Genomic DNA, 25,779 nt, shown 5'->3' on the forward strand with positions numbered 1-25,779 from the left:
AAAACGTAAGTAGATGGCAGAGCCTGTCGTGTTGAGGCTCTACCGATTAAGGTTAATTTAAAAGATATTTTATGAATTTAATAGAATACGTTGTTCAAGTGATGGGTGAGGATGAGGAAAATAGCGACAAACAATCACATTATCTGACGGAACTCTATAGAAACAGTCCGTATCAAAATGAAATAGATTCTGCTTTTGTTTGCTTGTGTGGCTACTCACTTAAAACACTAATTGAGGTGCAATAGTGATTGATCGGTTTGCATTTTTATATAAAATTTTATATAATTAACTATGAAAAGAATAATATGGCTAGGCTCTAGTTACGATGAACTGCTGGAGTTCTCTAAACAGGCAAAACAAGTAGCCGGATATAATCTGGATAGAGTGCAACGTGGTTTAGAGCCGGCAGATTGGAAGCCAATGGCTTCCATCGGCAAGGGTGTTAAAGAAATACGAATTCATGTTGAAAATGAGTATCGTGTGATTTATGCCGCCCAATTTGCAGACGGCATTTATATTTTGCATGCATTTATTAAAAAGACCCAGAAAACGAGCCAGAAAGATCTTGAACTGGCGAAAAAGCGATTTAAAGAAATAGCTCAATACAAGAGCGAGGTATAAAATGACTACTCATGAAACAAAAGGAAGTATCTTTGATGATTTAGGTTTTGATAGTACGGAAGCCGAGAATTTAAAAATTCGAGCTTCTTTGATGCGTGCTATAGAGCTTTATATTAAAGAACATCATTTAACCCAAGCCATGGCTGCAAAAATGCTGGGTGTGTCCCAGCCGAGGATTAGCGATTTAAAACGAGGTCTCATTCAAAAATTCACTATTGATATGTTAGTGAATATGTTGGCAAAAGCCCATGTGTCTGTTTCTCTGGTTATTAATGATCGAGTTGCTGCCTAGTAGAAATACAGAGTTAGTGATCCTGTCATAAATTTATGGCCATAGAAATTCATTTGTTTTTATTAATCTGATTTATTCCTAAATTCTTTACCACGTAAGTGACCACGTAAAAAACGAACGAATTTAGATCTAAAAGAGAAATAAATACAAAAGAAAAAATACACAAAAGTTATATTTAAAAGGGATGTGTCTTGTTGAGCAACTAACTTATTAAAAAAATAAATGGTTATTACAAGTAAGGCACTTTTTATACCCGCAACCATACCCTTCTCTTTTAATAAATTAATGTATGTTTTATTTGCCTCATTTGGATTATACATAATGGTTACACCGATTCATTAGTTTTTTTTGGTTCAATTGATCGTTCATAGTTCTTCCAATCTTTGTCTTTAGAAAAAATAAAAGAAGCCGCTTCTTCAAAAAAATGATCCATTTCATTAATTCCAGCCCATGCGCAATATTTCTGAATTTCCGCATAGATTTCTTTATTAATCTCAAGCTTAATTTTTTCTTTATCGTCAATTTTTTTAGCGTTGATTAAAGCCATTTAAATTCTCCAATGATTAACATAAGCAGCATATCAAATTCGGTTATATTTATCACTAAAAGGTAGTTATTTAATGATAGAAATGAATCATTTCATAAAAACTTGAAACAGATACTATATCGTTAATAACTATTATTTTCTCTAGATCTTCAATACCTACCCTCTGATACAAAATTTCAAATTTTAGATCGGGGAATCTCCGACGAGATTATTGATAAATGAATTTTTTGGTTACATCATTTAAAGGAATACTTAATTTTTTGTATTGGCATCTATCACCCTGAATAAGCATAATAGATGACTTTGGAATTCCAATATGATGAGACAAAAATTTAATTAATTCCTTATTTGCTTCCCCATCTTTTGCTCGCGCATTTAGTGCAATCATCATTGATGAATCTGTAAAAGAAATGACAGAAGATTTACTTGCATTAGTTTTAGCAAAAACACGAATTTCTATCACATTATTTTTAACAACGTACCACATAAAATTATCTTATAGTGTTAGCTCTATAATTAAAATAGATACCGTAAACCTAATTAAATCGTTTTAACCAAAAACGAAATTACCGGGGTACAATTTATTTTGTTAATATCGATTAGAAAATGGATCGTAACTACTACTGTAACTTGTAGATGAGGAGCTTCGATAACTATCATCATGATTTCTGCGGTAATAATCAGAAGAACTATTGGAGCCAAATGAATTGCCATTTACATCAAGACAACCAATCATTGGAAGGCCACTTGCAGGATTAATGGTTGTGTCATGTGATTTATGATAGGTATTTAAAGCACGTTGTCTTTTAGCATATTCTATTTTTTCTTCTTCGGTTGCTGGTTTGAAATGAATGATTTTAGCAATTCTTTTCAAGATTATTTTAATTATATTCATGTTCCAATGTCCTTATTAATTAGGTGTCAAATTAAGTATATAGCAAATAATATCCGCGTAGAAATAAATAGGTAAATCAATCACAGGCACGCAATTTCAATGCGCTATTTAAATAAATGAACCCTATAAAATATGAAATAGAAAGCCAATGCCGTACAACAAGAAAAGAGTAGTAATTTAAAAGAAGTAACACACCCCTCGCAATGGTCATTGCCTACAACAATTCATATATTTTTCATAGAGTTACCTATAATTTTGCATTTTATTTTTATCTAACACCTCTACAGCCAATAGGTGTGCATCCACTCTTTAATTATAATCAATAGGTTATAAAATATCAACACCCAATCCACACCTATTTTAAAGTAAATAAACATCATATTTACCTCATAACACACCTATTCGACACCTATAATAAAATGATAGAATAGTTTAAAGCCCAGTTAAAACCGATGTAGTGAACGTACATCATGAACTTAAAAAGAGGATGTTATGCCCAAGGCTTATTGTTATCTAAATCAAAAAACAATCGACCAGCTCGAATCAATAAAAAAAGAGGAGGGGCATGATTCATCATCTCAAACCATGAAAGAAATCATTGAGTTAGGTATTAAGATTTACCTTCATAATAAAGAGAATCCATCGTTAAGTGAGGATGAAAAAAGACGACTGGAAAAAGAGGAGGAATTGAATCGTCAGCACACGACTCACCTTTTAAGACTACTAGGGATAAGCGCTGATATCTTTCGTTGTGTGTATGATAAAAATAAGCTTCCAGATAGCTCAGGAAATGCGGAAGATCATATAGCTGCTCTTAAGAAAAAAGTAGACAATTTCGTTGAGGGCTACCTTAATAATTAAGTTTTCAGGATATTTATGGGAGTCATACAATATCCATATTTGTTATAAATTGGGCTTAATAAATATGCCCAATGATACTTTTTAACCTATGGGTTTTTCTTTTTTGATATACCATTTTTCAAATGTAATGCTAAAATGACAACCAGATTAAATGATAATAAAAGGATTGGCATTGCATAAAAAAGTTCAATTTCCATTAAATTAAAAATGTCAATTTTTCTTGGAAAACAGCTTAATAAGCTGAAAAAGAGCACTATGAATAATGAAAAAAATAGAGTGTATTTCTTATGGCTTTCAATGAAAAACAACCCGATTAATGAATAAATCAATGAAAAAAGGAATCCATAGAAACTGATAAAAAAGATCAAAAATGGCCATGCCCCTCTAAGATCCACATTTTTTAAATCCATCATTAAAGATAATAATCCTGCCAAAACAAAGGATGTGGTGATCAGGAATAAATCCATTTTAAATCCATCTGTTTTTTTGATTTCTGAACCAGTTAATAGCAAGAGGTCATTGTTTTTCTGCGACCAATAGATGAACGCCAATACCAAAGGTAGTGTCATAAAAAACCCTTCGAAATGCACGCTAGATTGATAGGTATAATATTCCATAGATAAAGTTCCAGAGAGATAACAGGCGATGATTAGCCATGAGTATCGATTGATTTTATTCAGCCAGTGCACCGTTTTTTTATAAAAAATTAGTGCCTACTACAGCCAAAATAAATGCCAGAATTACATGCAGGGTATCGCGCATAATAAACCTTATTTTTAGTGGTTAATTGATTTGTAACATGACATTAAGATCTCAAAATAAGTTTAATTCTTTAATTAAAAACCAGCTAATAAATCTCCATCTCTTCTCGTTGTAACGATTTAATTTTTTCAATGGATTGATTTTTATTCTCTGGAATTTCAAGTTTCATCTTCTGAGAAATGGTCTCAAGACACTTCTTTATTTGGTCTTGATTCATATCTATTTTATTAGGATTTAACAGGATTTTATCGACACTAATCGCTTTGTTCAGCGTATCAATAACACCTTGTACTCCACTGGATTTATTTACATCATTGAAGTCTTTTTCCCATTTTGGTATGGCAATCTCTATGGTTTTCCCATGCTGTTTTAATCGCTCAATGGCTTGAATAATTACTGTGTCCTCCTTAATGGGCTTCCCATCATTATCAAGACAAAGAACTACTTTATCAGTAAGTAAATCCATATGGATATTAAGAAATCCCCCCTTTCCAAGAGAGGCTATAACGCGTTCATTTTGTACGGCATCTCGAATACTTAACCCAGTGACCACCCCTTCCGCGAGATAAGTGACACTTTCTGTTCCCTGACCTTCATTTAAGATAACCCCGGCACCTGCTTTTGAACCATATGATTTCTTATCTTTTATGTTCATTAAAGGTTTATTAGCTGTCTCTTTATCCAGGTATATTGCCTCAACGGCTACGATCTTATTATCTTTGTCTCGTGCAATATTTAGCAAAGCAGGCCTGTATTTTATTTCCTCAGATTTCTGGGTGTATACATTAGGATGAAAACGAAGATTTTCACCAGAAGTATTGTGTATCCCTCTAATTTCCTTTAAATACGTCTCTGCAATCGTACCCTTTATAGGTTTGGATTCCCGTACCAATTGCATGCCATAGTCGTCTTGTTTTCCCTCTTTTATATTGTGTTTCTTATTATAATGATTAGGCTGTTTATCCATCGCTTTAATACTTTCTTTTAAGTCATCACCGGTTAATTTTGCACCATATTCAAGACTTTCTTTAAAGTTTAGATTCAATGTTTTTTGAATCAAATGAAGCATATTTCCTTTTTCCATGGTTTCAAAATTAAACCATGTTCCTCTTTTTTCCCCAGTTAAACAAAAGCTTAAACTGCCATTTGTGCCATATCGATATTCAGTTTTTGAAGACAGCGCGCGATTAGGCTCTCCAAGCAACGATTGAATAACCAGCTCCGCATGGTGTGATAAATTTTGTGACACGATATTGGCATCATATTGAGGTGTCTGGCTCTTGATTTTGAGTTTAAAACCTGATGAATTTGGAGCCATTGATGGGGATTTGTGTGTTTTAGCTTTGTTGTCAGTATTAAGACGGTTTAATGATTCTAATGCAGATGTTTTCTCTGGAGTGACACGAAGTTGTTTTTGCAATTTATTATAATTATCCGTATAAATCATGGCATGCTGTGAGCCACGAGTTGCCATGATGTAGAACGAACGTAAATGATTTACCTTGGCATTTCTGGTTTCAGCTACTCCGATAACAAAAGGAGATGAAGCCCCCTGAATAGAGTAACTCGTGGCCGTATAACTATAATCCCAATGTGAATCTTTCATTTCCTTTTTTAGTAATACATGATTGGCGCCTTGGCTGTCTTTTACTGTAAAGGACTCATCCCCTACATCAGTCACTTGCACCCGTTCATTAGCAAAACGTCCTATAGCTTTATCTGATTTTTTAAAATGTATTTTTTCACCAACAGAGATTTTTCCTGGCTTTGATTGAAATAATTCGATTTTCCAATCCTTATTTTCTTTTTCAGGTACAAATACTGTTTTATTTCCTTTGGTATCATTTAAAACCACTACTTTAGCTGATTCGTCTATTGATACCACTTTGAAATAGTGATCCCCTTTTTTTAAAAAATACTCGCCCTCTTTTTTTAAACAGTCACGATAGGTTTCACAATAATAAAGTTCTGCGGTGGTGTAATTCGTGCTTAATAGTCGGGGGAATGACTTATTTTCAGAGCCCAGAGAGGATTCTTCCATTAGAGCATCACGTATAAGAGTGTTTGCACTCTCTCTTTTTTTGTTTTCATGAATAATAACAATGGTATTATCACGACAAGCAGGGGTACGGGATAAATAGTCCCCTACTGCCATTTCAATGGGGCTATTGTGCTTTAATTGCTCCAAAGGAGTCTCATTAGCCTCTTGTTTTGAGGGTTCGTGTTGGTGCTCATCATCCTTTTTACCTGTTTCCATAACGGAGCATTTAATCTCATGATAAGGACTGTTCTCTTTATTTCGTTCAATGGAAACTAAGGGTAGCGCTGCTAATTGAGCTAAAGCCTTGTCTGTATCCCCACCAATTAAGGTTTCAATGGCTTTTTTATAACCTACGACTTGCTGCCTTACCAGCTCGTCCATAGTGGCCACGCTAATACTACCCTCCTGAATCAATATCTTGCTTGGTTTTCCGCTCTCAATACTCTGATGTTGATTGATATCTCCCAGTAAAGCGCAACGAGCACCCGAATCTTTAATTTTTTGGACTAAGCTTGCGCAATCTCGGTTGGATACCATCGATGATTCATCAAGAAGTAGTAGTGATTTATTGGTTAACGTAGGCTCTTGTTCTTCTGCAATAAGAAAACTCTTTAAGGTTTGTGCCTGGATGCCTAATGCTTTCATTTCCTTCACCGCCTGGTGCGTTGGGGCTACTGCAACGATATCAATACCACCAGGTACCATTGATTTTGCATGTTCAATGGTATCAATGGCCGTTCGATTCATGGTTGTTTTACCCGTTCCCGCGTAGCCCTGAATCATAATGAATTGATCCGCTGTAGTTGTGATTAACTCACAGGCTTCTTTTTGTCCTTTTGTAAGATTCGCCTGTTCTAATTGGCTGCGTGCCTCATCACCACTCATCAACGGTTTAAGCGTGTTAATTCCTGCCCTAACTGTATTAATAATCGATTCTTCAAAAGCCACCGCTTCTTTGGTGGTCAATAAATTCTGCATTCCAGAAATTAAATCACCGCTTTTTATTACCCTATCTAACACACTATCCAATTCGTTAAAGCCTGACTTCCCAATAGCCTTGTGAAGTGCAACCTCGAGTACTTCTGCCCTTTCGAATGCAGCTTCTCGCTCAGAAAGATGGGCAATAGCAAATTGCAGTGCTTTTTCAGCCTCACTTTTTATTGGTTTTTCACCCGACAATAGGTCTAAGGCGTTCTCAAGTGTTGTTAGTAGCTCATTGGTTGTGGCGTTATCAATAATGTGTGCGCCATGATTTGTTTTGGCAGCTTCTAAAGTCAAGGATATTGCAGAAGTTTGAGGGGTAGTTTTCAGTGCGTATCGATTGGCCTTGTCCACATCATCAGTAATAATCTGCAACTCTTCTTTACTTGATTCAGACAACAATGACAGGGTGTTTTGACGAAGAGCATAGGCAGGCAGGGTAATGATGGTTCGAACAACTGGCTTAAAATCATTGGCATACAGGGTCTTGGCATAAGCATGGTTCAACGGGAAATGTTTTTCGGTGCTCGTGAGTAGGTGAATGGTGTTTTTTCCATTTTTTATCTTAATTCCATGGCGAGTGAACGCAGATACTTCATACTGCGTCCCTATTTTTACTCCCTCAAAAGAAAGGCTGCCTGTGGCTACTAATTTATCACCTATCCCAACAGATAATGGTGTTTGTTCGTAAATCTGCATCGATTGCGTGATGTTTTTAGTGGATAGATGTGAGATTCCCCCCTTGTGATTACGCACCACGAGCTGATTATCCTTCTCATTGACACTAATCACGGTGAATTTTTTAGATTCATTGCGCGTATTCTGAATTAATACCCAATCTTTCTGATAACTTTTAGCCAATTTTTTCTCACTGTCGGTCAGAGAAAGTCGGCTCAAGGTATTAATGGTTTTTTCATCCGATGAAATCTCACCCTGCTCTTTTAGCTGTTTGCGAATCGCATCATTCACTTCTTTGGCTTCCAACTTCGATGCGGTTAATACCCGTGTATTGTCTCTCTGGTTCAAAGGTATGGAGCTATAGAGCGTGGCCGTTTTTAAAATACGCGCATCTTTTTCTCGCACCTCAATGAGATTAATGTTGGTGGTGCGCAACGGCCTGTCTTCAACTTTAAATGTTTTTACCTGAGCTTTATCAAGAAGGCCTGGGATGTCTGATTTAAAGCCGGACAAGGATTGTGACTTTTCCAGCAAGACCACTTTGGCTGCACGTCTATCCGCGATGGATAATAAGGTATTCATCTCATCAGGGGAAAGGCGCTGTGACTCATCCACAATGAGTAATTCGCGCTCTTTTTTACTTTTAAAAAAGGGCAGTCTATGGTCTGACTCATGACGATAATTAAAGCCTGCAACTGTTTCGCACAAATCCTGCTTTCCAATAGACAAAATCCATTGCCATAAGGAGGGCGCTGATTTGGTCATGTCCTGATTAATACTTAGTGCTGAAAGGGCTGAGGGGCTAAGTACTCGAATGTTTTTTGACGTTTGGGCATAATCGATTAAAGTGCTTAGGAGCTCTCGTGATGTAGCACTTTCTTGTTTGATTCGAACAACCCCCTCTTTATGAAATAAGGCCTGTGTCACACCCTTTTGAATGGATTCATTATCAGTTAATTTTTTTACCTTATTCATATCGCGTACTATGGCATTTTTTTGTGGCGTAAAGTTTGATATTTTTTTAATAAGCGCTTGTTCTTTATTAATTAATTTATACGTCGTAAAACAAGTATCTTCCGTATCAAGAGCAATGAGCTGTTGTGTGTTAAGGGCAGTATCAATTTGTTGAATCAGTGCATCAAAACCCTGTTCACCTAATGAAAAATGGAGGCTTGTCTGCAATAGTTCCTGATAAGTAAACTTAAGTTTTTTTTCTTCTAAGTGAGCAATGGCATCAAACACACCCATGCCAAGCTCTTGACTCTTAGGCTGATTATCCTTTATCGCATGAGTAGTACGAGTTTGCTCTTTCAAAGTAGCTAAATAAGTCGATGGATTAACGCCCAGAGCTTCGCTTTCTTTGTTCCAGCGCTCACGTAATACCTCGGGGTCGATTACTTCTTTGCGCTTCCTGGAGTCCAGAGTTGCCCTGTCATATGCTTTTAAGGAATCAGAGTGCATGCCCTTTATTTGTTCCTCAACCTGTGCGCGGCGTTTGGACAATTGCGTCAGGAGTTCCTTATCAAAATGTTTGATTTCAAATAAACCATGAGCGTCCCCTGTCTGCTCTATTTCCAGCCCCATATTTTTTAAACCAACAGCAATTTCAGAGCGATACACTAGCCCCAAAAAAATTTGGTTATCCATAATCCATTCCATGGTGCCGTGATTGCGACTGATATCAGAGGCAAGGGCTCGCCACTTGCCATCAAGACGCTCAGTAAAATTCATCAACAACGCATGCACATGAAGCTGGGGATCTTGTTCTCTTGAGGTATCATGCAGAATAGTTGCAAAGCACAAATTTCCAGACTTTTCATACTCCATACCTTCTTTCCCTGACTTGCGTGCCTCGGCTGCTTCCCTCTCAATGAGTTTCAATACGGTTTTCACCGCATTTAAGTGCAAATCTACAAATTCTTTATGCTCACAGACTAATGCAAGATACGACACGGATTTAGGTGCGGAGAAGGTCAAATCATAACCGCCACGATGCTTGATTTCACCGCTAAGGGATTTCAGGCCAATGACATCACCGCTTGGTAAAACACCGCCAACAACTGCTTCAAGTGCATGAACATCCACCTCACCTACAAGGTTTTGACGCGCAGCACTTAAGCCCACCCATTCAGTGGTTAGCTGATTCGTGAAATAATAGTTTTCTTTAGCAAAATAATACTTAGGATTATTAATAGGCTTTACCTGCATACTTAACATGATTTATTCCTTTATTGAAAAATGGATTCCATATCGCACTCACGCTCGACTCGCTTAGTATTAGCTGGTGCCTGAACATCAAAACGATTGTCTGTTGTGTCATTAACAACAGGCGTATTTTTAAGATTTGCATTGCATGCAGGAGTAGAAGGTAGGGTTCGAGATATAAAACCTGAGGCCTTTGCATCTCGTTTTTGGTAGTGAAGTTCCAATTTAGTAATAGGGTATTGACCAGGCAAGCGCAGATAACAGGTCAGTGGATCAAGTCCCATAACTTCAGGATAAGTCACCAAGGGACGCGTTATACGATTTTTACCTAGCGAAATACCGTCACGAATGGAGTTGGCTCCATAAGAATAATTTTCTCGGGTGTCATCAATTTCCTCATCCCCCAGCTCCTTACTTACAAGCTGTGCCATTTCATGGCTAGGGCTTGCAAAAAAGGCACGAGTATTGAGCAAATCAAAAATTTCAGCAGCCCCACTACGACCATAGACCTTCTCTAACTGGCTAAAACTTTGCATTCCCAGCAGGAAACAACCGCCAAATTTCCTGACTTCGGCAATGGTTTCACCCAGCAGGGGTAATTTGTGCAAGCTGGGCAGCTCATCACAAATAAACCAAATGCGTCTGTTTGCATCTTCTGGCAAACTTAAGAGGGTTAGGGATGCCATAGCAATCCACATGGAAATCAACGGTTTTAAAGATTTATGTTGTTCTCCATTGCTTGATATAAAAAGCCAACCTTCCAAATCTTTATTTAATAGATAATCACGAATGGAAAAGGGGCTTCGTCCTGATTCTTCAAGACCACTTAACGACTGCATTGATTTAAGATAAGTTGTAATAACCGAGCGAATAGAAATGGCTGTTTTTTCTATTTTATTACTGACTAAAGTCGCGGCAGCCGTGCCAGCAAGATAAGGTTCCAGCTCACTAAACTCGCCAGTTACAAGTAAACCTAACAACTTGGATAATGAACGCTCCTTATCCTCTCGCATTCGACTGGCAAGGCAGGCAAATACGGTACGTGCTGCGTTAACCCAAAACGGATCGTTTTCTCCATGCATTGGAATAAGGCTTTCTGCCATATTTTCCAGTAGTTCGTCTTTTGGGGCTTCCAGCCATAAATCCCAATTAGCGCAGCGTGCATCAAAAGGATTGAGTAAGACATCATGCCCTTCCTGAAAATAGGCCTGAGTAAACGTACACCCCTTATCATAAACAATCACCCGATCGCCTCGTGCCCGCAAACAATCCATCAATTTCATAATTAACTGACTTTTTCCCATGCCGACCGTGCCATGCACCAAAAAATGCTGCACCTCTGCACCGTGTAACAAAGGAAATCCATCCAGGTTTAAATCAGATGCTTTTCCTTGTTTGATTATTTGTTTTTTAAGCGTTTCTGAGGGCACTAAACTCGCTCCTCGAATAAATTGATTTTGCGTTTGCACCTTCCCTCGATAAATAAAATATCGACTTACTAAAAGTGCCACAATCAACGACAAGGGAAAGCCCCATAGAGTCGATTGTAAAAACAGGCTCACTAACCTGTCCGAAGTTGCAGAAAAATAGTGATTGTTGAGTATCTGTTCCACTGTTTGTAGTGCATACCCTCCTTTAACAGGGATAGAAAACTGATGGGGTATCCCAGCTAGATGGTAAAAATGAGCGCCATGATAGGACAATGTCTGACTTATCATTCCATGCGGTGCAACAATACAGGTTAATAGAACACTTAATCCTGCCCAAATAAATAAGTACACATGAAAGAGTGCTTTGTTAATCTGAAACCACATGCGCAGATTATGAAATGAAATCTGGCCGCCTCGGGTGTAATGTTTGTAATTGGATTCATTATTCATTGTGTCACCTCTTATCCTCTGTTTGGGCAAAGCAGCGGCTTCCACTACTTGCTTTTGTGGTTAAAATTTAGTCTTTTGGGTTGGTTTTATTTGTTTTGGGAGAATTCAGCCCTAAGCGTTTTGTCCTTATCAAAATAGTTTTTTACCAGAGTAAACAGCGTGCTAATTCCAATGCGATTGAGTTCCATCTCAACAAGAATACTGGTTACTATACCGCTGATAAAAAAAGCGCCAAAGGCGATGAATAAAGCACACCCTGGAAACAAAAAAAGAGAAAGGGTGAGGACGGTTGCGGCATAAATGCGATAAGCAATGGTTCCAGCACGTCTTATTTGTTTCACCATCAACCCCCCTGTTTTAAGCTTGTTTTTCAATTGACAGTCAATCAAAATGTAGTGATTTAACGCGCTGTAAATAAAGAGAAAGGCAAAAAGACATAAACCAAGAGCAAGTACTGACATCCAAAAAAATGCAGACAATAGCCCATATGCAGTCTCACTCATCAATGACTTCCAATAAAAAGGACAAGGAAGAAGATAGCCCAGAAGGATCACTCCATATAGTTTAAGAAACACCCGAACAAACAGTTGAACATTAGCCTTGTAGTACTCATGCGCTGGCATAATATCCACTTCCAGTGTTTTTAATGTTTCAATATCTTCGGTGATTGCTTTTTTTAATTCATGCGTATTCATTTCTTGGTTATTCATGGATGAGCTCCTTTTTTGGGGCTGATTTGTCGTGATGATCAACCCATTCACTTATTGCGTTAGGTAGGATTGGATTTACATTGGCCTGCCCCAATTTTTTCCCTGTCGTTACATCATTGTTTGTAGTTTCAACCGCCTTTTGATATTGACTCTTTAAACGCCCTCCTCCGCTACTGGTTTTATTCACAGTGGCATCCACCTGATGGTTTATTTTTTGTTGCATGCGTTCGGCACGCTCTTTATCCACGCCCACTCCCATAGCGGCTCCAGAGGCCTGTAATGAATCACTGTTCGCATGATGACTTGCGCTCATTTCTGCTTCTTTAGCGCTTAATGGCGTGGCCGCGTTTTGATAAACAGAGTCAACCGCAGCGCTTTTTCCTTCATTGCCGTACTGCGCGATTAAATGGTCACGACGCTCTGCAATAAAGTCACTCCCCAGTTTTTGGAGTTGGTTTAATGAACCCATATCCGAAGGATTAGAATACAATGCATCACGACCCGAGTCCTTAACGCGGCTTGCAACAAAGCCTGAGAATGCCTGATTCAAATCGGTGGTGATTTGGTCTGAATTGGACTCCACATAACTTCTAGCGGAGCTGATGCGTGATGATTTAGACATCGATGCATCGTAGTTATGACTTGCGGTTTGTGCGTCTCGTAAATCAGCGCCCATCTGATTAGAAAGGCTCGCCCCTTCGGAGTGGCTGTCATCCAGATGATGCGTTTGGGCGAAATGACTCACATAATTGAGTGCTTGATTAAAATCTTGTGTCTCTTTTGCAGAAACACTACTGTCCGTGCCTTCATGGAACCGATCGCTACTGGTTGATGATCTGTCGACCTTAGTATGACCATCAACTCCTCCAGTTGCTCCAAAAGCTAATCGCCCAACGGTTCCCAAGATACTTTTCTCACTAGCAACCCCTGCATGCACGTTTAATCCTGCGGAGGTCATACGTGCCAATGCATCTTCTTGAGTTATCCCTTCACGTTTAGCCACATCAGAGGCAATATGGGTCATGGTAGAAAGTGCCTGGTTGTATTGACCTGATTCACTTTCAGACACCCCATCGCCCAGGCGCATCTCATGCCCCTGCACTTTAGATAACTGCACTGCACTATGAGCAAAATTAGATAAAGACGTTTGATAGTGCTGACTTTCATTAGCCGCTGCCTGCTTTGATTCTTCAAAGGCTTGATTTAATGAGCCACTCAACGCTTTTGAATCAGAAATATGCACAGGACCTTTTGACATCCCAGGCGTAACATCATAAACAGCCCCTCCATTACCGGTGGTGGTTTTTAGCACGCCAGTTCCCGTTTGCTCGGTATGCATCCCGTGCATGTTTGTCCAGTTAGAATCGTGTTTGTTTGCCGATAAGTTATTGGCACTGGTATTGTCGTAATTCATATTCCATCCACTGTAGGAGGCCATGGATATATTGCCCTGAGCCGCAGATTGCGCTTCACTAACCGACAAGGATTGCGCCATACCACCAAAATGTTGTGATGACGTACTTAAAATACTCCCCAGACCCTTAGTAATATAATAGGCAAGAACGGGCACACTTGTAGCAAGTGCCCCTGCGGTATAAGCAAAATTGCTGTGCAAGGTAGCCAGCGAATCAATATTGGAAAACGTCACTCCTCCCGTTTTTTCACCAAAAAGAGTGATGGTGGCACTTGAAGCCATAGAGACAAACCAATGAAAGATAATGAACATCGGCGGCCATGACCAAAGATAGACCTGCGATTGCAGGTATAAGAAATACACATTGCTCATAGTAGGGAAAAATGAAATAAGGACTACTAATGGAAAAATACACAGGGTCAACATCCACATCACGCTCATGTAATAAGGCAGGCGAAATCCTGCAAGCCAAAAGCTATTGGCCTCGGCTATATGCATTTTTTGGGTGCTGTTCGTGTTGGTGTAATTCATGAGGGCAGCATCTGCACCAGAAAAAGCAAAGGCATCAGCCGCGGCATCTCGGGTTGCATTAATTAATATGTTTTGAGTGAGCGTATCAGCTGCATCCGTGGTTATATTCATGTAATAGGTGTGTGCTGCTTGCAATCTATCACTAAAGGTTGTTGTATTGATTTTTGAGTTACTGCCTGTTGTGACTAAATGATTTAAGCGTTCCAACTCAATCTTTGCTGCAATCGGAAGTCGTTTTTTCAAATTGGATGCAGCGTCACCACAACTTAAATTAGTCCCATCATGCAAAATCACCCGATAAATAGGTGAAGGGTTGTCAAAGTACGTTTTAATCAGACTCCCACTATTCACCAGTTCTTGTGGGCTGATTTGATGACTTGCCAAAAGTTTTGCAGAAAACACACATTGACGAATATAAGCCGACATGTCGGCAGCCAAATCAGGCGACATGGACAGTCTTGTTTGGGTCGCAGCAAGCCATGTTCTTGCACCAAAAATCATCCCTGTTTTGTTGTACTCCAAACTATCGGGCATATGAAACACGTCACTAAAGGCGGATGTGATTCCATAACCCATCCCGCTAATGATCGAAGCTGGCAGTGCAACACCTAAGGGAACATGATCCACGGTTAATGCCTCCCCTGCCCCTTCGGCTGTTTGCATGTCAATAATGGCCACAGGCACCCGAATGCCAAGCATGCAATAGGTGACTAAAAAGGTGGTGAACACAAAGCGGGTCAACGATTCCAACTTTTTACCCATCACATACTGCACACCCACCATGCCGACTGATAAAATCATAATGATGTCACAGGCCGTGGTAAAAGTTGATGTGCCCAATAAAGCCGCCATCCCATCGAGCAATTCTTTTAAATAAATCCCATTTTGTGGGGTGTAAATCAATAATGGGCTCATTGTGCCCCTCCAGTATAGGTTTGCCTTAAGATGGGATTGAGTGCATTTAATGCTTGTTTTACATTGTTTTGCACCAATTGATTGGTGGTCAGTGCTGAGTTAAAACGCGCTCGGGTATCGCTATTAAAGTGCTCTACAAATTGTTGTGCCACTTGCAGATTCTTAAAAAGCTTGTCTTCATTAATCCGTCCTATATCTTTACCAGCAAGCGATGCGCGAATCACTTCAAGAGAATTAGCCAGGTATTGGGCAAGTAAATCGGTCGCCACACTTTGCGCCAGCTCATAGCTGCTCTGAATACCAATATTTTGTTGGGCACTGGCCGAAATCAATTGAAAAACAGAAGGCTGTGTGAGCTCAATTAATCCCTTTTGCTCAGGCGTAAGTGCGGTTCCCGATTTAATACTTTCATAAACTCCCTGGAGTAAGGTTTGCACCTGGAACACCAGCGCGTCTTTACTATCGATCGTTTGACTGCCCTGTACGTTAATCTCCACACATTTAATGGGCTTGCCTGTATCGCTGCATGTATAACTGGGTAATTTTCCTCCATAAAGCAATGCTTTAATGAAGTCTTGATTAGTAGCTAGTGAAGGATAGGTTTGAACCCCACCTTTGGCATCAAATACCAGGGTTCCTGAAATAGACATGTACACTTCAGAAAGACTTTTATCGGATTTAATAAACTCATTGAGTTGTAAGGCATCCCAAACCACATTGGTATCTAATAAAACCCGGTCTTTGTATTCAGGACTTTTTTTAGCGGCCTCCAGTTGCTCTTTCATTCCTCCATCTGTTGAACACTTCTGACGCGCCTCAGCCCAGTCGGAAAAACCACTTTTATGACGCCCTATGTCTTCGCAAAGCCTCTGGTGCGCCGCCCGATTCTTAGGCCAGACGGAAGCTGCCAGATTTTCACCCATCTCACACGAATTAAAGTTAGTTCCGTTGATGTCGTTAGCGAGCTTTTGCATGAATTGCATGGAATGGGCGATTTCAGGTAGCTCGGTTTCTAAAGCCAGATTTAAGGCGTAGCCTGCGCCATTACTTAAAATATTTTGCATGAAATTCACTATTTGCTCCGACTTAATAAAAGAAAAGCCACCCGCAGTAATATCAATTCCGCCACATCCTGAACGTATACCTGGTACATCAACGTGGGCTATTTGAATGCTTCGCACCTGATTTCTGGCATACACCGAACCTAGAGAGGCAAAGCCTGCTGCTTGTGATTCATAGGAAGAAGCACCCGTTACATTAGCTGAATAGCCTAAATTATTAAAAAAATGATTCAGATCGCTGCTTGCTGTGGCGCATGCGTGACTGCTTAAAACAATGGATAATCCGACTGCCAAGGGTTTAATCATGAATCTTCCCCTGAATTAGACTAGTCTGGACGTGTCTTTCAATGCGTTTAGAATGTTGCTCGTGATTTAAGGAAGCATTATTTTTTAGCGCTTTATTCTTGCACTGATGAAACAATGTATCCAAATCGCTACACGGTTTATTTTTATACTTAGGTAAATCTATCTGCTTGAGTTTCATATTCATCACCTGATTTCTCGAAAACAAAGCACCTTGAGAAGAGAATTCTGTAGCTTTGGGTTGCAAGGCTTGCGCGACCATTTTCTTTACCGAATGGTTTAACTTAAGAGATGCACTATTCATATCAAGGTTTGTTAGGGCGTATACACCGGTGGTTATGAGCACAGTGCTCAATAAAACAAGGGCTTTAATCATGGAATTTCTCCTCAATGTGTTGCTTTAATTCGTGGATTCGGCGTGCCAGCTGATAAGGGGAGGCCTCACCAAACAACACCGCATAGGCCTCTAAGGTATGGCGATTCACTAAAAACAAAGCGGGAACCGTAGGCTTATAACCACCACCTACATAAAATGTTTGAAAAAGATCCGGCGTTAAAGGACTTGCCTCAAATCCATCAAGAGGCGCATTATCCAAACTATAGGCACGCACCTTGATATGAAACGTTTCAGAAAAATCGTTCAAAATAGGTGCGAAATTATGGCAATGGGGGCAAGTTGCGCGATAAATAAAAACGAAATAATAATTGTCAGATAAATCCTTTATCTCAGGATCTTGCTTTTGAGCTGTGGCCTTAGGTGTCAGAAGTGCATTAAGCTCATCCACCGCCACATTAGCATAGGCCGCTTGTGTTAAAATCAGTAAGAGTAATAGCATTGTGCGTCGCATCATTCTGAAAGCCCCTCATAGCTGAATCGTTTATAATTGGTCACCACATCCAATAATCGCTGTTTTAATTCCGTCAAGGAAACAAAGCCGTAGGACAAGGGTGACATTTTTTGCGTTTTAAGATTGACCAGAAAAAGAGCCGGCATATAACGTGATTGCAAATTCATTGTTTTTTGCACCACCTCTAATGGCACACTCCTGGGATTAGGCAGTCCTTCAATGGGCTGCCCATCGGTCGTGACTGAAATCATTGAAAAATGCGAGGCTTGCACAAAAGGCACTAAATGAATGATGAATTTTTGGGATATGGAACTGTTCCCTTTATAAAACAGAATCAATCCATAATGCTTGGAGGCCTCATTCACTACTTTTTCAATCAGAGCATTCGCCCCGTCATTTCGAATGGCAATAGCTGAGTTATCCGTTGGAAAATTTAAAGTGTGATCCAGTTCTGGATGCACCAATAAGACCTGTTGCCAATACTGCACAAATTTCTGGTTGTTTTTGGCATATCCCTGTTGGGCTTTCATATATTCCAATGTGGTATCAAATGAGGGTTCAATTAAAGCACTAGCAAGTTTATTCAGTGTGGCTTTTCGAACTTCCATCAGTTGTTCATAAGGGGTTAATTTTGGAGCGCGTGGCGATTTTTGTATTGGCTTAGTAATCGGCTCTTCTGCATCCATGCTGTACCAATGAAATCCATGAGCAGGAACACTCGTTAAATCGGCAAACGCCTGGGTGGTCATTAACATCAAAAGGCATGCGAATAATTTCATGATTTGGTCGCCTCTTTCTGGATACGTCGTTTTATTTCATCCATAGTTTTTTCTGAGTCAGTATTTTTAAGTGCCACATCCCCAACAATACCCGCATCTTTTGAAGCGGTTCCAAAAGGATACGGATAGACGGGGCTGACAAAATCAATACGCCCCATATCCAATTGCTGTAATTCGGCCACACTTAGGCCTGAACAGGTTGCGTGCTCTGCATCACCTAATGCATTGGGATTAAGCTGACCTAATCGCCCTTCTTCTTGAATAATACGCGCCATTTTGCTGTCAAAAACACAATAAGTACGTTTATGCTCAAGGCAGCTACCAAGGATTGGATCTTTGAGACTGCAATACTCCCCAACGTAATGGGCTAAATAACTAAGCTTGGCTTTTCCTAATTCCTTGTCTTCTTCACGGCACAAATCAAGATGAATTTTGTCAGCCCAGCCTTTGTTCGAACAACAGTCAATAAGTTCCCAAAACCAAATTTTGCATTGAACAGGGTGTCCTGAAAACAGAGAAGCTTGCGTTTTACTAAACTCTCGCCCCGCCTCACCAACAACCGCAAGAGGAATCACGCTGGTAGCAAAATCATCATTTTGAGTAGCCCGCTTCTCGGTGCAATCGCCATCAGCACAAAAAAGGTTCTTCACACAAGATACTGTTGCGGGACACACTGTTTCCTGACAGCTGTAGACTTGTTCGTAGAGTGAGCAGGCATTGTTCTCGGTCTGCGCACAACGTGATCTCGTTTGCATACACCCTTTATCACGCTGCACACGGCACTCATCCGCTTTAGCTGAGGCACAGCTGTAGGTTGCATCATACTGCCAACAATCACGAGTTACAGGAATTCCATCGATTACACGGGTAGCATTTGAATCCGTGCATTGTTCCTCGACCTTATGACAAAGACCCGTTGCATCGAGTGGCTCACAGGAGTTATCCCAATGCTCTTCGCTAACATAAGCTTTGGATTGAACATCAACGGTTAATGCAATTTGTAGCGGGTAATAACGGCTAAATTTATCGCCAATATAAAGGGTAATGACCGCATTATTTTGGCAACTGGGGAGGCCTGCGATACTGACCCAATTAGCTCTTTGGCCATTATTTAGAACCGAATGAACGGTAGCCGTCATCTTCTCGCAGGGATGAGTCAACTTTAAAGGATTAGTAAGATGACCGCCCTGGCCATTACTCATGGCACCTGTTATTAGATTGACTGTGATGTACCCCGTCCATTTTCTGGCAACCCATACCTCAAAGTCAGCCCTTTGATTCATGTGTTCTGAACTAACAGAAACGATGCGTTTCTTCATACATGCCTGGTCTGGTAACTGTCTTGAGGTATGGCAAGTCTCTTCATGAGTTTTTATCTCGCACGTTTTAGGCTGTTCCTCACAATTCACCTTATCATTGGACAGTCCATGAGTCAGAGCATAACTTTCATCCTCAATGAGCTTGGCATTTTTAATAGCGCTGCTGTTTTTATTCACATCAATTTGATTTTCACCAAAATGTTCCACTACTGTTTTTCCTCCTGCATCATTCTTTAATGCACTGGTTGCCTCATGCGTTAAATCCGTTTTTTCTACTTCAATTCCTTGATAATAACGTTCTTGGGCAGGCGCACTGTTATAGTCTTTGAACGTTGTATCAGGACGAAATTGGTTCATGGCATTAAGTGGTTGTGTGCTCAATGACTTCGCATACTCCTTTGATTTTTGGAAGTCTTGTGCCATCGTATTAGCAAAGGTAGTGAGTGAAAATCCAAGGCTTAATACCAGTACACAAAAACTTCTAGACATGGCCGTTCTCCAAAATAGTTTGTGCTAGAGCTGCACCCACATCGCCCCTTTCAGCAATCAGCTCTAAAGCATTTTTTATACTCGCATTGCCATACACCACATCAAAGGGTTGGTTGTCACAATCACTCCCTGACGCACAGGTTTTTGGGCGTTCGGTTACTATCAATGCTGGAACGGATTTAATATGAAATTGGGTAAACCATACGGGATCAATCGATATCCCTTTAAAATTTAAATGATCTTTTTGTGCGTCTGTATTAAGGCGCTTGAACGTTTCAATGGTTTTTTTAAAGTCTTTGTCAACAAGACCATTAATCACTACAGGAATATTAAATCGCGCGGCTTCATCGGCGAGTGCCAATAAAAGCGAATCAGGCATGGAAAATGATACAAACAAAACAGCACCCTCAGCTCCTTGGGGTCTTTGCTTTGCGGGCACACCACTTACAGCACTTTGCATCAGAGTATCAATCAATGTTTTGTGCTCCGCTTGAACCTGTGATGATTTAACATTCAATGATTCTATTGTTGCACTCGGAATCTCTGATGATTGACGTATTGCTTGAGATTGATACGCGGCTATATCGTCATTCGTATTAGCCCATCCTGCCACAGACCAACACATCACAAAGAACCATACTGTTTTATTAGTCATGATTAAGCCCCTTACGGACTCGCACAACACGGCATAATAAGGAGATAATCCACAACAATAAAAATAAGGACAATAGGCTCAGCACTATGAACTGTAAATCGTCTCTTTTCTCTGGGTTAAATTTTATAAAAAAAGCAGGAGCAAACATCACACTAATACAAAACAAGAAGTCAATAAGGTTTTTGAATGCCTCAACCCATCGGTATTTTTTTAAAAATACATCCATGAAAAAGAACCTGGAACCCGTGCTAATACACCACAGAAAAAAACCAACCAGGACACCACAACAAAGAAAAACAACCACAAATCCATCACGCGCAAAATCACTATTCGCCACCGCTTGCTCTGCGACTATAACCAGGAGACACAGCGCACCAACAAAAAAATAATAACCGCAAAACATAAGCCACATAAGAGCTGAACTCTTCATCATCTTCTGTTTCACCATCAAATGGTCAATCATTGAAACACTCCTCTTTTTAAATAAAACAACAATTTCTTTTTCGCCAGATTAAAAACCCAAAATTATCCCCGTCACCAGGTTTGGTGTGCCCCGCTTCCCAGGTAATAACTGAGCGTCCAAACGGATGACATTGACGCGCATCCGGCAGGGTATTGACCAACTGATAGCGATAACGGCTTTTAGGCAAAATGGCCGATTTATAAGTTTTACAAATCGCAGGCGAGTCTTTACCCACAGAATCTGTAATGGCACCGATTCGATGCAATTTAAAATCAGCTCGTTCTGCAAGAAGCGCTGCCGCTGAAATAGGACTGGACTGATTGGCCACAAACCCTGTTAAAGGATAGGTTGAGCCTTGTGCGCCCTGGCACCAAAAAAGAGAATCAACGGCTGTTCCTGCCAATGCCTTTGTTGCATCCAAAGCACAGGCTTCACGTGCTGGTGGACTGCTAAACAGTGTCGCTTCTGGGTTTTGGATAAAAGCAAACTCTGAATCATTCCAGGTAGGATCAAGCTCTGAGGGGAACATGATGTCAAAATCTTGAGTCTCCATACACCCAATTGATGTGACTACCTGCAACCAATACATCAGCGGATATTTATACCAATGCACGTAATAAAAAGCCCCACGACCATCAGTATCTGGCATTTGCGAACCGCCTAAACCCTGGTCTTTAATATTCAGTTGCACCCCTAAATTAACCATACAATAAGGCTTCCTGGTCACATCAACCAAGGCAAAAGGCTCCCAAAAGCCAATGGTGACGCCCACCAACTGCCCTTTATTGGGACAAGAACACAAAGGACTGCTTGGGCTGTCCTTTGTATCTGGATGATGGCTTTTTACAACCTTTGATGCGCCAATGGTTAAGGGAAACAAACAATCCCAGCACACATCGGTGATTGGATTTACAAAATGGCCTTTACACTGTGATGCATGAAGAGGCACGATAAGCGACAAACAGCACAGCGCAAGACTAAACAGACCTTTATTCATCATGAGCTCCAATCTCAGTAACCTTCCAAAAAAGCCCGTCTTGATTGACAACGCTCGGCACATGCTTAATGTGAAGCCGGCTCGTAATCACACCATTTAAATCAAAATAGATTCGCCCAAAGTGCGCGACAGCCTCTCGAATATCGCCACCGGTTAAAATAAATTTCACATGCCCATAATCGCTATAATGCTTTTTTACCCAAGCCACTTGATTGGTATCGTCTGCATTGAAAAAAAACAGGGTTTTCGTAAACTTAATGTGATTAAAGGGATTAATGGACATGCCTTTTTTAGCAACCAATGTCCCATCAGGAGTCCATACGTCGTGGGACACTAAAACAGTGGGGTTGATGCGAAAAGTCTTAGGGGTTTTTGTTGTGGTGAAATACAACGGCTTAGGCCTTATAATGTGCGCGGCCACCCGTTGCTCAATTGCGCGTTGATGGCGCAATAGCTCCCCATTGTCTTGCATAGCATTGAGTCGTTTCATAATCAATTGTCTGAAATCCTCTTCAATGACTGGAAATACCTGGCCATAATGACCTATGTTTTTGGCATGGCTCAGGGGAGTAAGCGTACAAAAACCCGCAAGAAGGACACTTAAGATCCCTTTTGTATTAACCTTCATGTTTCATCCTTGCGATAGTCAGTGCAATGACTTCATTGGTCACATCAACGTTATTGTGACTGGCCAAAACTGCAGCACTTACAACGGTCACTTGATGTGTTTGCCCATACTCTTTAACGATTTTGGGCAACAGGGTTGAAAAGCGACTCATAATTTTTAATTGTGCATCGGGAGTCAGTTTAGAACGAGCCAGCATCAGTGAGGGCGACTGGACGGCTCGGGTCATATCCACCACCACAAGAGGTGTGGGGTTTTTCCATACCATCAACATAAGAACCAGCACCACCAAAACCCCGGCAGTTCCTACCATTGCCCATTGCTTTACATCCAACTGACTAAGCCGCATGAGAGTCCCCATAATGTTCCTCAGCAACCAGGGATACCGCATCAATCAAATCTAAACCCTGTGCGACATAATTAAGAACTGCTTGATAATCATCACCATCAGAGGATAAAAGCACTTGAGTAAAGGGATCGACAAACAAACGATGGAATGAAGAAATACCATTGGCACGCAACAAGACCTGGGATAGTCCTGCATCTTTGGCTTTGGGAAAGGATTTGAGTATTTCCATCTCGTAATCAGAAAAGGTGTCATGCTCTTTTTGATGTTTCATCAAGGACTCTTGATCCTGTAAAAAAATAAGCTTCAACGCAGAGTTCTCCCAGGCAGCACGTGCTTCCATAAACTCATAGTAATCAGCAATCCCCTGAGTAATGGTGACAAAGGACGCCTTGTGCCTTCTGCCGGTTCTAAACCCTTTGGTAATGAAATTAGTAGCAATGGCATCTCCTGTAAAAAAAGACCAGGCCTCATCAATAATGCACATCTTTTGCTTGGCGCGATCAGAACCAAACATACGTCTTTGAAATTGAGAAATTACCGACAAAAGAACCGGTGCTCGAATGCTTTCGTTGTTTTCAATCTCTTTTAAATCAACCACAATCATGCGGGCTTCAGGTGATAATTTGGAGGGTTCATTAAACGCTTTCCCATGCTCAGAAGCAGAACAATAACGTTGCATGTTTTTTGACAAAATTCGTGCCGTGGGGTAGGTTTTACGGTCTTGTTCGTAGAGGCTCAATAACTCACTCGCCACCCCATCAATGCGCGTTTGATTCTGCGTTTTATCAAAAGCTAAAAGAATGGCTTGTCTTAAAGTGCCTCTATCATCATCAGTGGCACCACTGGTAGGGCAGGTTAAGAGTTCAAATAAAGCAATGATGTCATCAAGCTCACGCGCAATATCGGTGACATGGGTAAACGGATTCATCGCAAGATTGGAGTATTCGAGATACGTACCGCCTAAAGCTTCACACAGTTTTTTATAGCTTCCACCGATATCAATGATAAAAATATCCCCACCATTAAACAGGATGTTTAACATCAGCATTTGAATGAAAAAGCTTTTACCACCGCCAGACATTCCAGTAACCGCCATGTTGTAATTCGTTCCAAGTGCTGGCGAAAAAGGATCGATACAAGCAAACTGATCACGCATGGTGGGCAGTAAAATCCCCTTACCCACACCTGACCAATCAGAAAGAAGCGGCATATACTGGGTGGCATTCCATGAGGAGATAGGCCACATCATCGTGGGGAGGGAAAAGTCCTTGGCTAAATTGCCGGTGAAAAAAAAGGGCATGGAAACCAAAAAATAAGGCCCTTGCATCAGCTTGCATTGCGCGAGTTTAATGTCATTAAACATATATACAGTGCGCGTGGCTTCAATATCGCGATCTTTCTCATGAGGCCTTGAAAAAAGCACCACGTTATAGAGCATTTTAACGGATCGGGTTTTTTGGGCTGATAAATCATCCCGAAAAGTACGCCACTCACGCGCCTGGGTTTCAGTGCCCGCTACATTTAATGCATAATCACTTTTTGATTTCTTATCCAAATCACGGGTTTTACGATTAGCACGCCCTTGTGCCTTTCCCTGCTCTTCTACAAGATAGGTGACTGAGAGGATATGATTACAGGGAATGCTTTTATCAGGATGAAAAATATTGCTCGTATTATTAATATTTTCCCACAGATGGTACTGTCTCGGTAAACTATCGATAGTCAACACCGACACCGCTGTTTCATAAGCACGTCCCTTGGAGTTAACTCCACTAATCAGTACGGTATCGTTTTTAATGTTTAAATTAAAATCATGCGACAATACCTGCTCTTTTAAAAGTCTCGTTTTATCATAAGACACCGGGCGTGGAACCAATTCATCAGGACAATGAGCCAGATAAAAATGAAGCAGATATAAAAAATCATTGGCATCCGCTCGTTTGAACCTAATTTTAGCCGCAGTTAAAGAGGCTTCGAAAGACACACGAAATCGTCCAAAACAGGCTTTTAAATCGCGCTCGTTCTCTTTATTTACCTTGTCAATGACAATAAAGCACTCGGTATGGGTCAAGCGAGGCATCATATTCGTATTGGTTTTAAACCCATGAATGGCTGCATCTTGATAAAAGGCATTGAGCTTGTCGCCCAAAAGGCTCAAATTTTTAAATTCACTCTTGGCAAATTGACGCGTGAAGGCCTCAATCTCATGCCCCACCTGGTTGTGTTTCACGCAAATGAGCTGCAAGGTAAAATCGTGTGATACTTTCGATTGCAGCAGAGTATCGAGCTGCTCCGCTATGTGTTCATTCGCACCGGTTAAAGGCGTAATGCGGTAGATTAATCCGGCATTGTATTCATTAAAAAACAACATGGATTCTTCATCAAAGTATTGATAAGGCAAAATCTCTTCGGTGAATGATGGGTAACGATGCTCCTCAGGATTAAGGCCTACGGATTCCTTTTTATCTGAATTCTCGCCATTCAAACACTCTTTAAGAAGCTCGCGTGCATCTTCTACCCACTCTTTGGCTTTCGCAAACATGCATTTCTCCTGTTAA

Annotated in this window: 23 protein-coding genes; 3 read left to right on the forward strand and 20 right to left on the reverse strand. The window is 40.5% G+C overall.

What is annotated here, in order from left to right:
• Positions 1-291: 291 nt before the first annotated feature.
• Both HRS36_RS17955 and HRS36_RS17960 read left to right on the forward strand, forming a co-directional pair.
• Positions 292-621 carry a type II toxin-antitoxin system RelE/ParE family toxin gene (locus HRS36_RS17955; RefSeq protein WP_173238627.1) on the forward strand — a complete coding sequence of 110 codons (330 nt, stop codon included), beginning with the start codon at positions 292-294 and terminating at the stop codon, positions 619-621.
• A 1-nt stretch (position 622) separates the two neighbouring features.
• On the forward strand, positions 623-913 hold the full coding sequence (locus tag HRS36_RS17960) for a helix-turn-helix domain-containing protein (protein WP_173238628.1): 291 nt from the start codon (positions 623-625) through the stop codon (positions 911-913).
• A gap of 62 nt (positions 914-975) precedes the next feature.
• Here HRS36_RS17960 and HRS36_RS17965 read toward each other — a convergent pair whose 3' ends face one another.
• The 4 genes from HRS36_RS17965 to HRS36_RS17980 form a co-directional block, all read right to left on the reverse strand.
• Positions 976-1,233: a hypothetical protein gene (locus HRS36_RS17965; protein ID WP_173238629.1), complete on the reverse strand. Its 258-nt coding sequence runs from the start codon at positions 1,231-1,233 to the stop codon at positions 976-978.
• A 5-nt stretch (positions 1,234-1,238) separates the two neighbouring features.
• Entirely contained in the window at positions 1,239-1,460 is a 222-nt protein-coding gene (locus tag HRS36_RS17970; protein WP_173238630.1) for a hypothetical protein, read from the reverse strand.
• Positions 1,461-1,668: 208 nt separating this feature from the next.
• Complete coding sequence (locus tag HRS36_RS17975) at positions 1,669-1,947, reverse strand: DUF167 domain-containing protein (protein ID WP_173238631.1); 279 nt, start codon at positions 1,945-1,947, stop codon at positions 1,669-1,671.
• 102 nt (positions 1,948-2,049) lie between these two features.
• Positions 2,050-2,355, reverse strand: coding sequence for a hypothetical protein (locus HRS36_RS17980; RefSeq protein WP_173238632.1), 306 nt, complete (start codon positions 2,353-2,355; stop codon positions 2,050-2,052).
• Positions 2,356-2,847: 492 nt separating this feature from the next.
• Between HRS36_RS17980 and HRS36_RS17985 the strand changes: the two genes are divergently transcribed.
• Entirely contained in the window at positions 2,848-3,216 is a 369-nt protein-coding gene (locus tag HRS36_RS17985; protein ID WP_173238633.1) for a hypothetical protein, read from the forward strand.
• A gap of 86 nt (positions 3,217-3,302) precedes the next feature.
• Here the strand turns inward: HRS36_RS17985 and HRS36_RS17990 are convergent, their stop codons facing one another.
• From HRS36_RS17990 to traC, 16 genes are all read right to left on the reverse strand, one after another.
• Positions 3,303-3,785: a hypothetical protein gene (locus HRS36_RS17990; RefSeq protein ID WP_173238634.1), complete on the reverse strand. Its 483-nt coding sequence runs from the start codon at positions 3,783-3,785 to the stop codon at positions 3,303-3,305.
• 278 nt (positions 3,786-4,063) lie between these two features.
• On the reverse strand, positions 4,064-9,895 hold the full coding sequence (traI, locus tag HRS36_RS17995) for a conjugative transfer relaxase/helicase TraI (protein ID WP_173238635.1): 5,832 nt from the start codon (positions 9,893-9,895) through the stop codon (positions 4,064-4,066).
• An 11-nt stretch (positions 9,896-9,906) separates the two neighbouring features.
• On the reverse strand, positions 9,907-11,763 hold the full coding sequence (traD, locus tag HRS36_RS18000) for a type IV conjugative transfer system coupling protein TraD (protein WP_173238636.1): 1,857 nt from the start codon (positions 11,761-11,763) through the stop codon (positions 9,907-9,909).
• Between the two features lie 86 nt (positions 11,764-11,849).
• Positions 11,850-12,473, reverse strand: a complete 624-nt coding sequence (locus HRS36_RS18005) for a hypothetical protein (protein WP_173238637.1) — start codon at positions 12,471-12,473, stop codon at positions 11,850-11,852.
• Positions 12,466-15,333, reverse strand: coding sequence for a conjugal transfer mating-pair stabilization protein TraG (gene traG, locus HRS36_RS18010; RefSeq protein WP_173238638.1), 2,868 nt, complete (start codon positions 15,331-15,333; stop codon positions 12,466-12,468). The genes HRS36_RS18005 and traG overlap by 8 nt, the downstream gene beginning before the upstream one ends.
• The gene (locus tag HRS36_RS18015; protein WP_173238639.1) at positions 15,330-16,700 is read right to left on the reverse strand and encodes a conjugal transfer protein TraH; all 1,371 of its coding nucleotides are present in this window, start codon (positions 16,698-16,700) and stop codon (positions 15,330-15,332) included. The genes traG and HRS36_RS18015 overlap by 4 nt, the downstream gene beginning before the upstream one ends.
• A complete protein-coding gene (locus HRS36_RS18020) occupies positions 16,693-17,073 on the reverse strand; it encodes a hypothetical protein (protein ID WP_173238640.1) in 381 nt (126 codons plus the stop codon). The genes HRS36_RS18015 and HRS36_RS18020 overlap by 8 nt, the downstream gene beginning before the upstream one ends.
• The gene (trbB, locus tag HRS36_RS18025; protein WP_173238641.1) at positions 17,066-17,548 is read right to left on the reverse strand and encodes a type-F conjugative transfer system pilin assembly thiol-disulfide isomerase TrbB; all 483 of its coding nucleotides are present in this window, start codon (positions 17,546-17,548) and stop codon (positions 17,066-17,068) included. The genes HRS36_RS18020 and trbB overlap by 8 nt, the downstream gene beginning before the upstream one ends.
• A complete protein-coding gene (traF, locus tag HRS36_RS18030; RefSeq protein WP_173238642.1) occupies positions 17,545-18,324 on the reverse strand; it encodes a type-F conjugative transfer system pilin assembly protein TraF in 780 nt (259 codons plus the stop codon). The genes trbB and traF overlap by 4 nt, the downstream gene beginning before the upstream one ends.
• On the reverse strand, positions 18,321-20,132 hold the full coding sequence (gene traN / locus HRS36_RS18035) for a type-F conjugative transfer system mating-pair stabilization protein TraN (protein ID WP_173238643.1): 1,812 nt from the start codon (positions 20,130-20,132) through the stop codon (positions 18,321-18,323). The genes traF and traN overlap by 4 nt, the downstream gene beginning before the upstream one ends.
• Positions 20,125-20,787, reverse strand: a complete 663-nt coding sequence (gene trbC / locus HRS36_RS18040; protein ID WP_173238644.1) for a type-F conjugative transfer system pilin assembly protein TrbC — start codon at positions 20,785-20,787, stop codon at positions 20,125-20,127. Before trbC ends, traN begins: the two co-directional genes overlap by 8 nt.
• Complete coding sequence (locus HRS36_RS18045; protein WP_173238645.1) at positions 20,780-21,250, reverse strand: hypothetical protein; 471 nt, start codon at positions 21,248-21,250, stop codon at positions 20,780-20,782. The genes trbC and HRS36_RS18045 overlap by 8 nt, the downstream gene beginning before the upstream one ends.
• Before the next feature lie 16 nt (positions 21,251-21,266).
• The gene (traU, locus tag HRS36_RS18050; RefSeq protein ID WP_420814341.1) at positions 21,267-22,250 is read right to left on the reverse strand and encodes a conjugal transfer pilus assembly protein TraU; all 984 of its coding nucleotides are present in this window, start codon (positions 22,248-22,250) and stop codon (positions 21,267-21,269) included.
• Positions 22,240-22,875, reverse strand: coding sequence for a type-F conjugative transfer system protein TraW (traW, locus tag HRS36_RS18055; RefSeq protein ID WP_173238647.1), 636 nt, complete (start codon positions 22,873-22,875; stop codon positions 22,240-22,242). Before traW ends, traU begins: the two co-directional genes overlap by 11 nt.
• Positions 22,865-23,221 (reverse strand): TrbI F-type domain-containing protein, encoded by a 357-nt coding sequence (locus HRS36_RS18060; RefSeq protein ID WP_173238648.1) that lies wholly within the window; start codon positions 23,219-23,221, stop codon positions 22,865-22,867. The genes traW and HRS36_RS18060 overlap by 11 nt, the downstream gene beginning before the upstream one ends.
• On the reverse strand, positions 23,211-25,763 hold the full coding sequence (gene traC, locus HRS36_RS18065) for a type IV secretion system protein TraC (RefSeq protein ID WP_173238649.1): 2,553 nt from the start codon (positions 25,761-25,763) through the stop codon (positions 23,211-23,213). The genes HRS36_RS18060 and traC overlap by 11 nt, the downstream gene beginning before the upstream one ends.
• Between the last annotated feature and the right edge of the window lie 16 nt (positions 25,764-25,779).

It is taken from the genome of Legionella antarctica (assembly GCF_011764505.1).
Lineage (GTDB): Bacteria > Pseudomonadota > Gammaproteobacteria > Legionellales > Legionellaceae > Legionella > Legionella antarctica.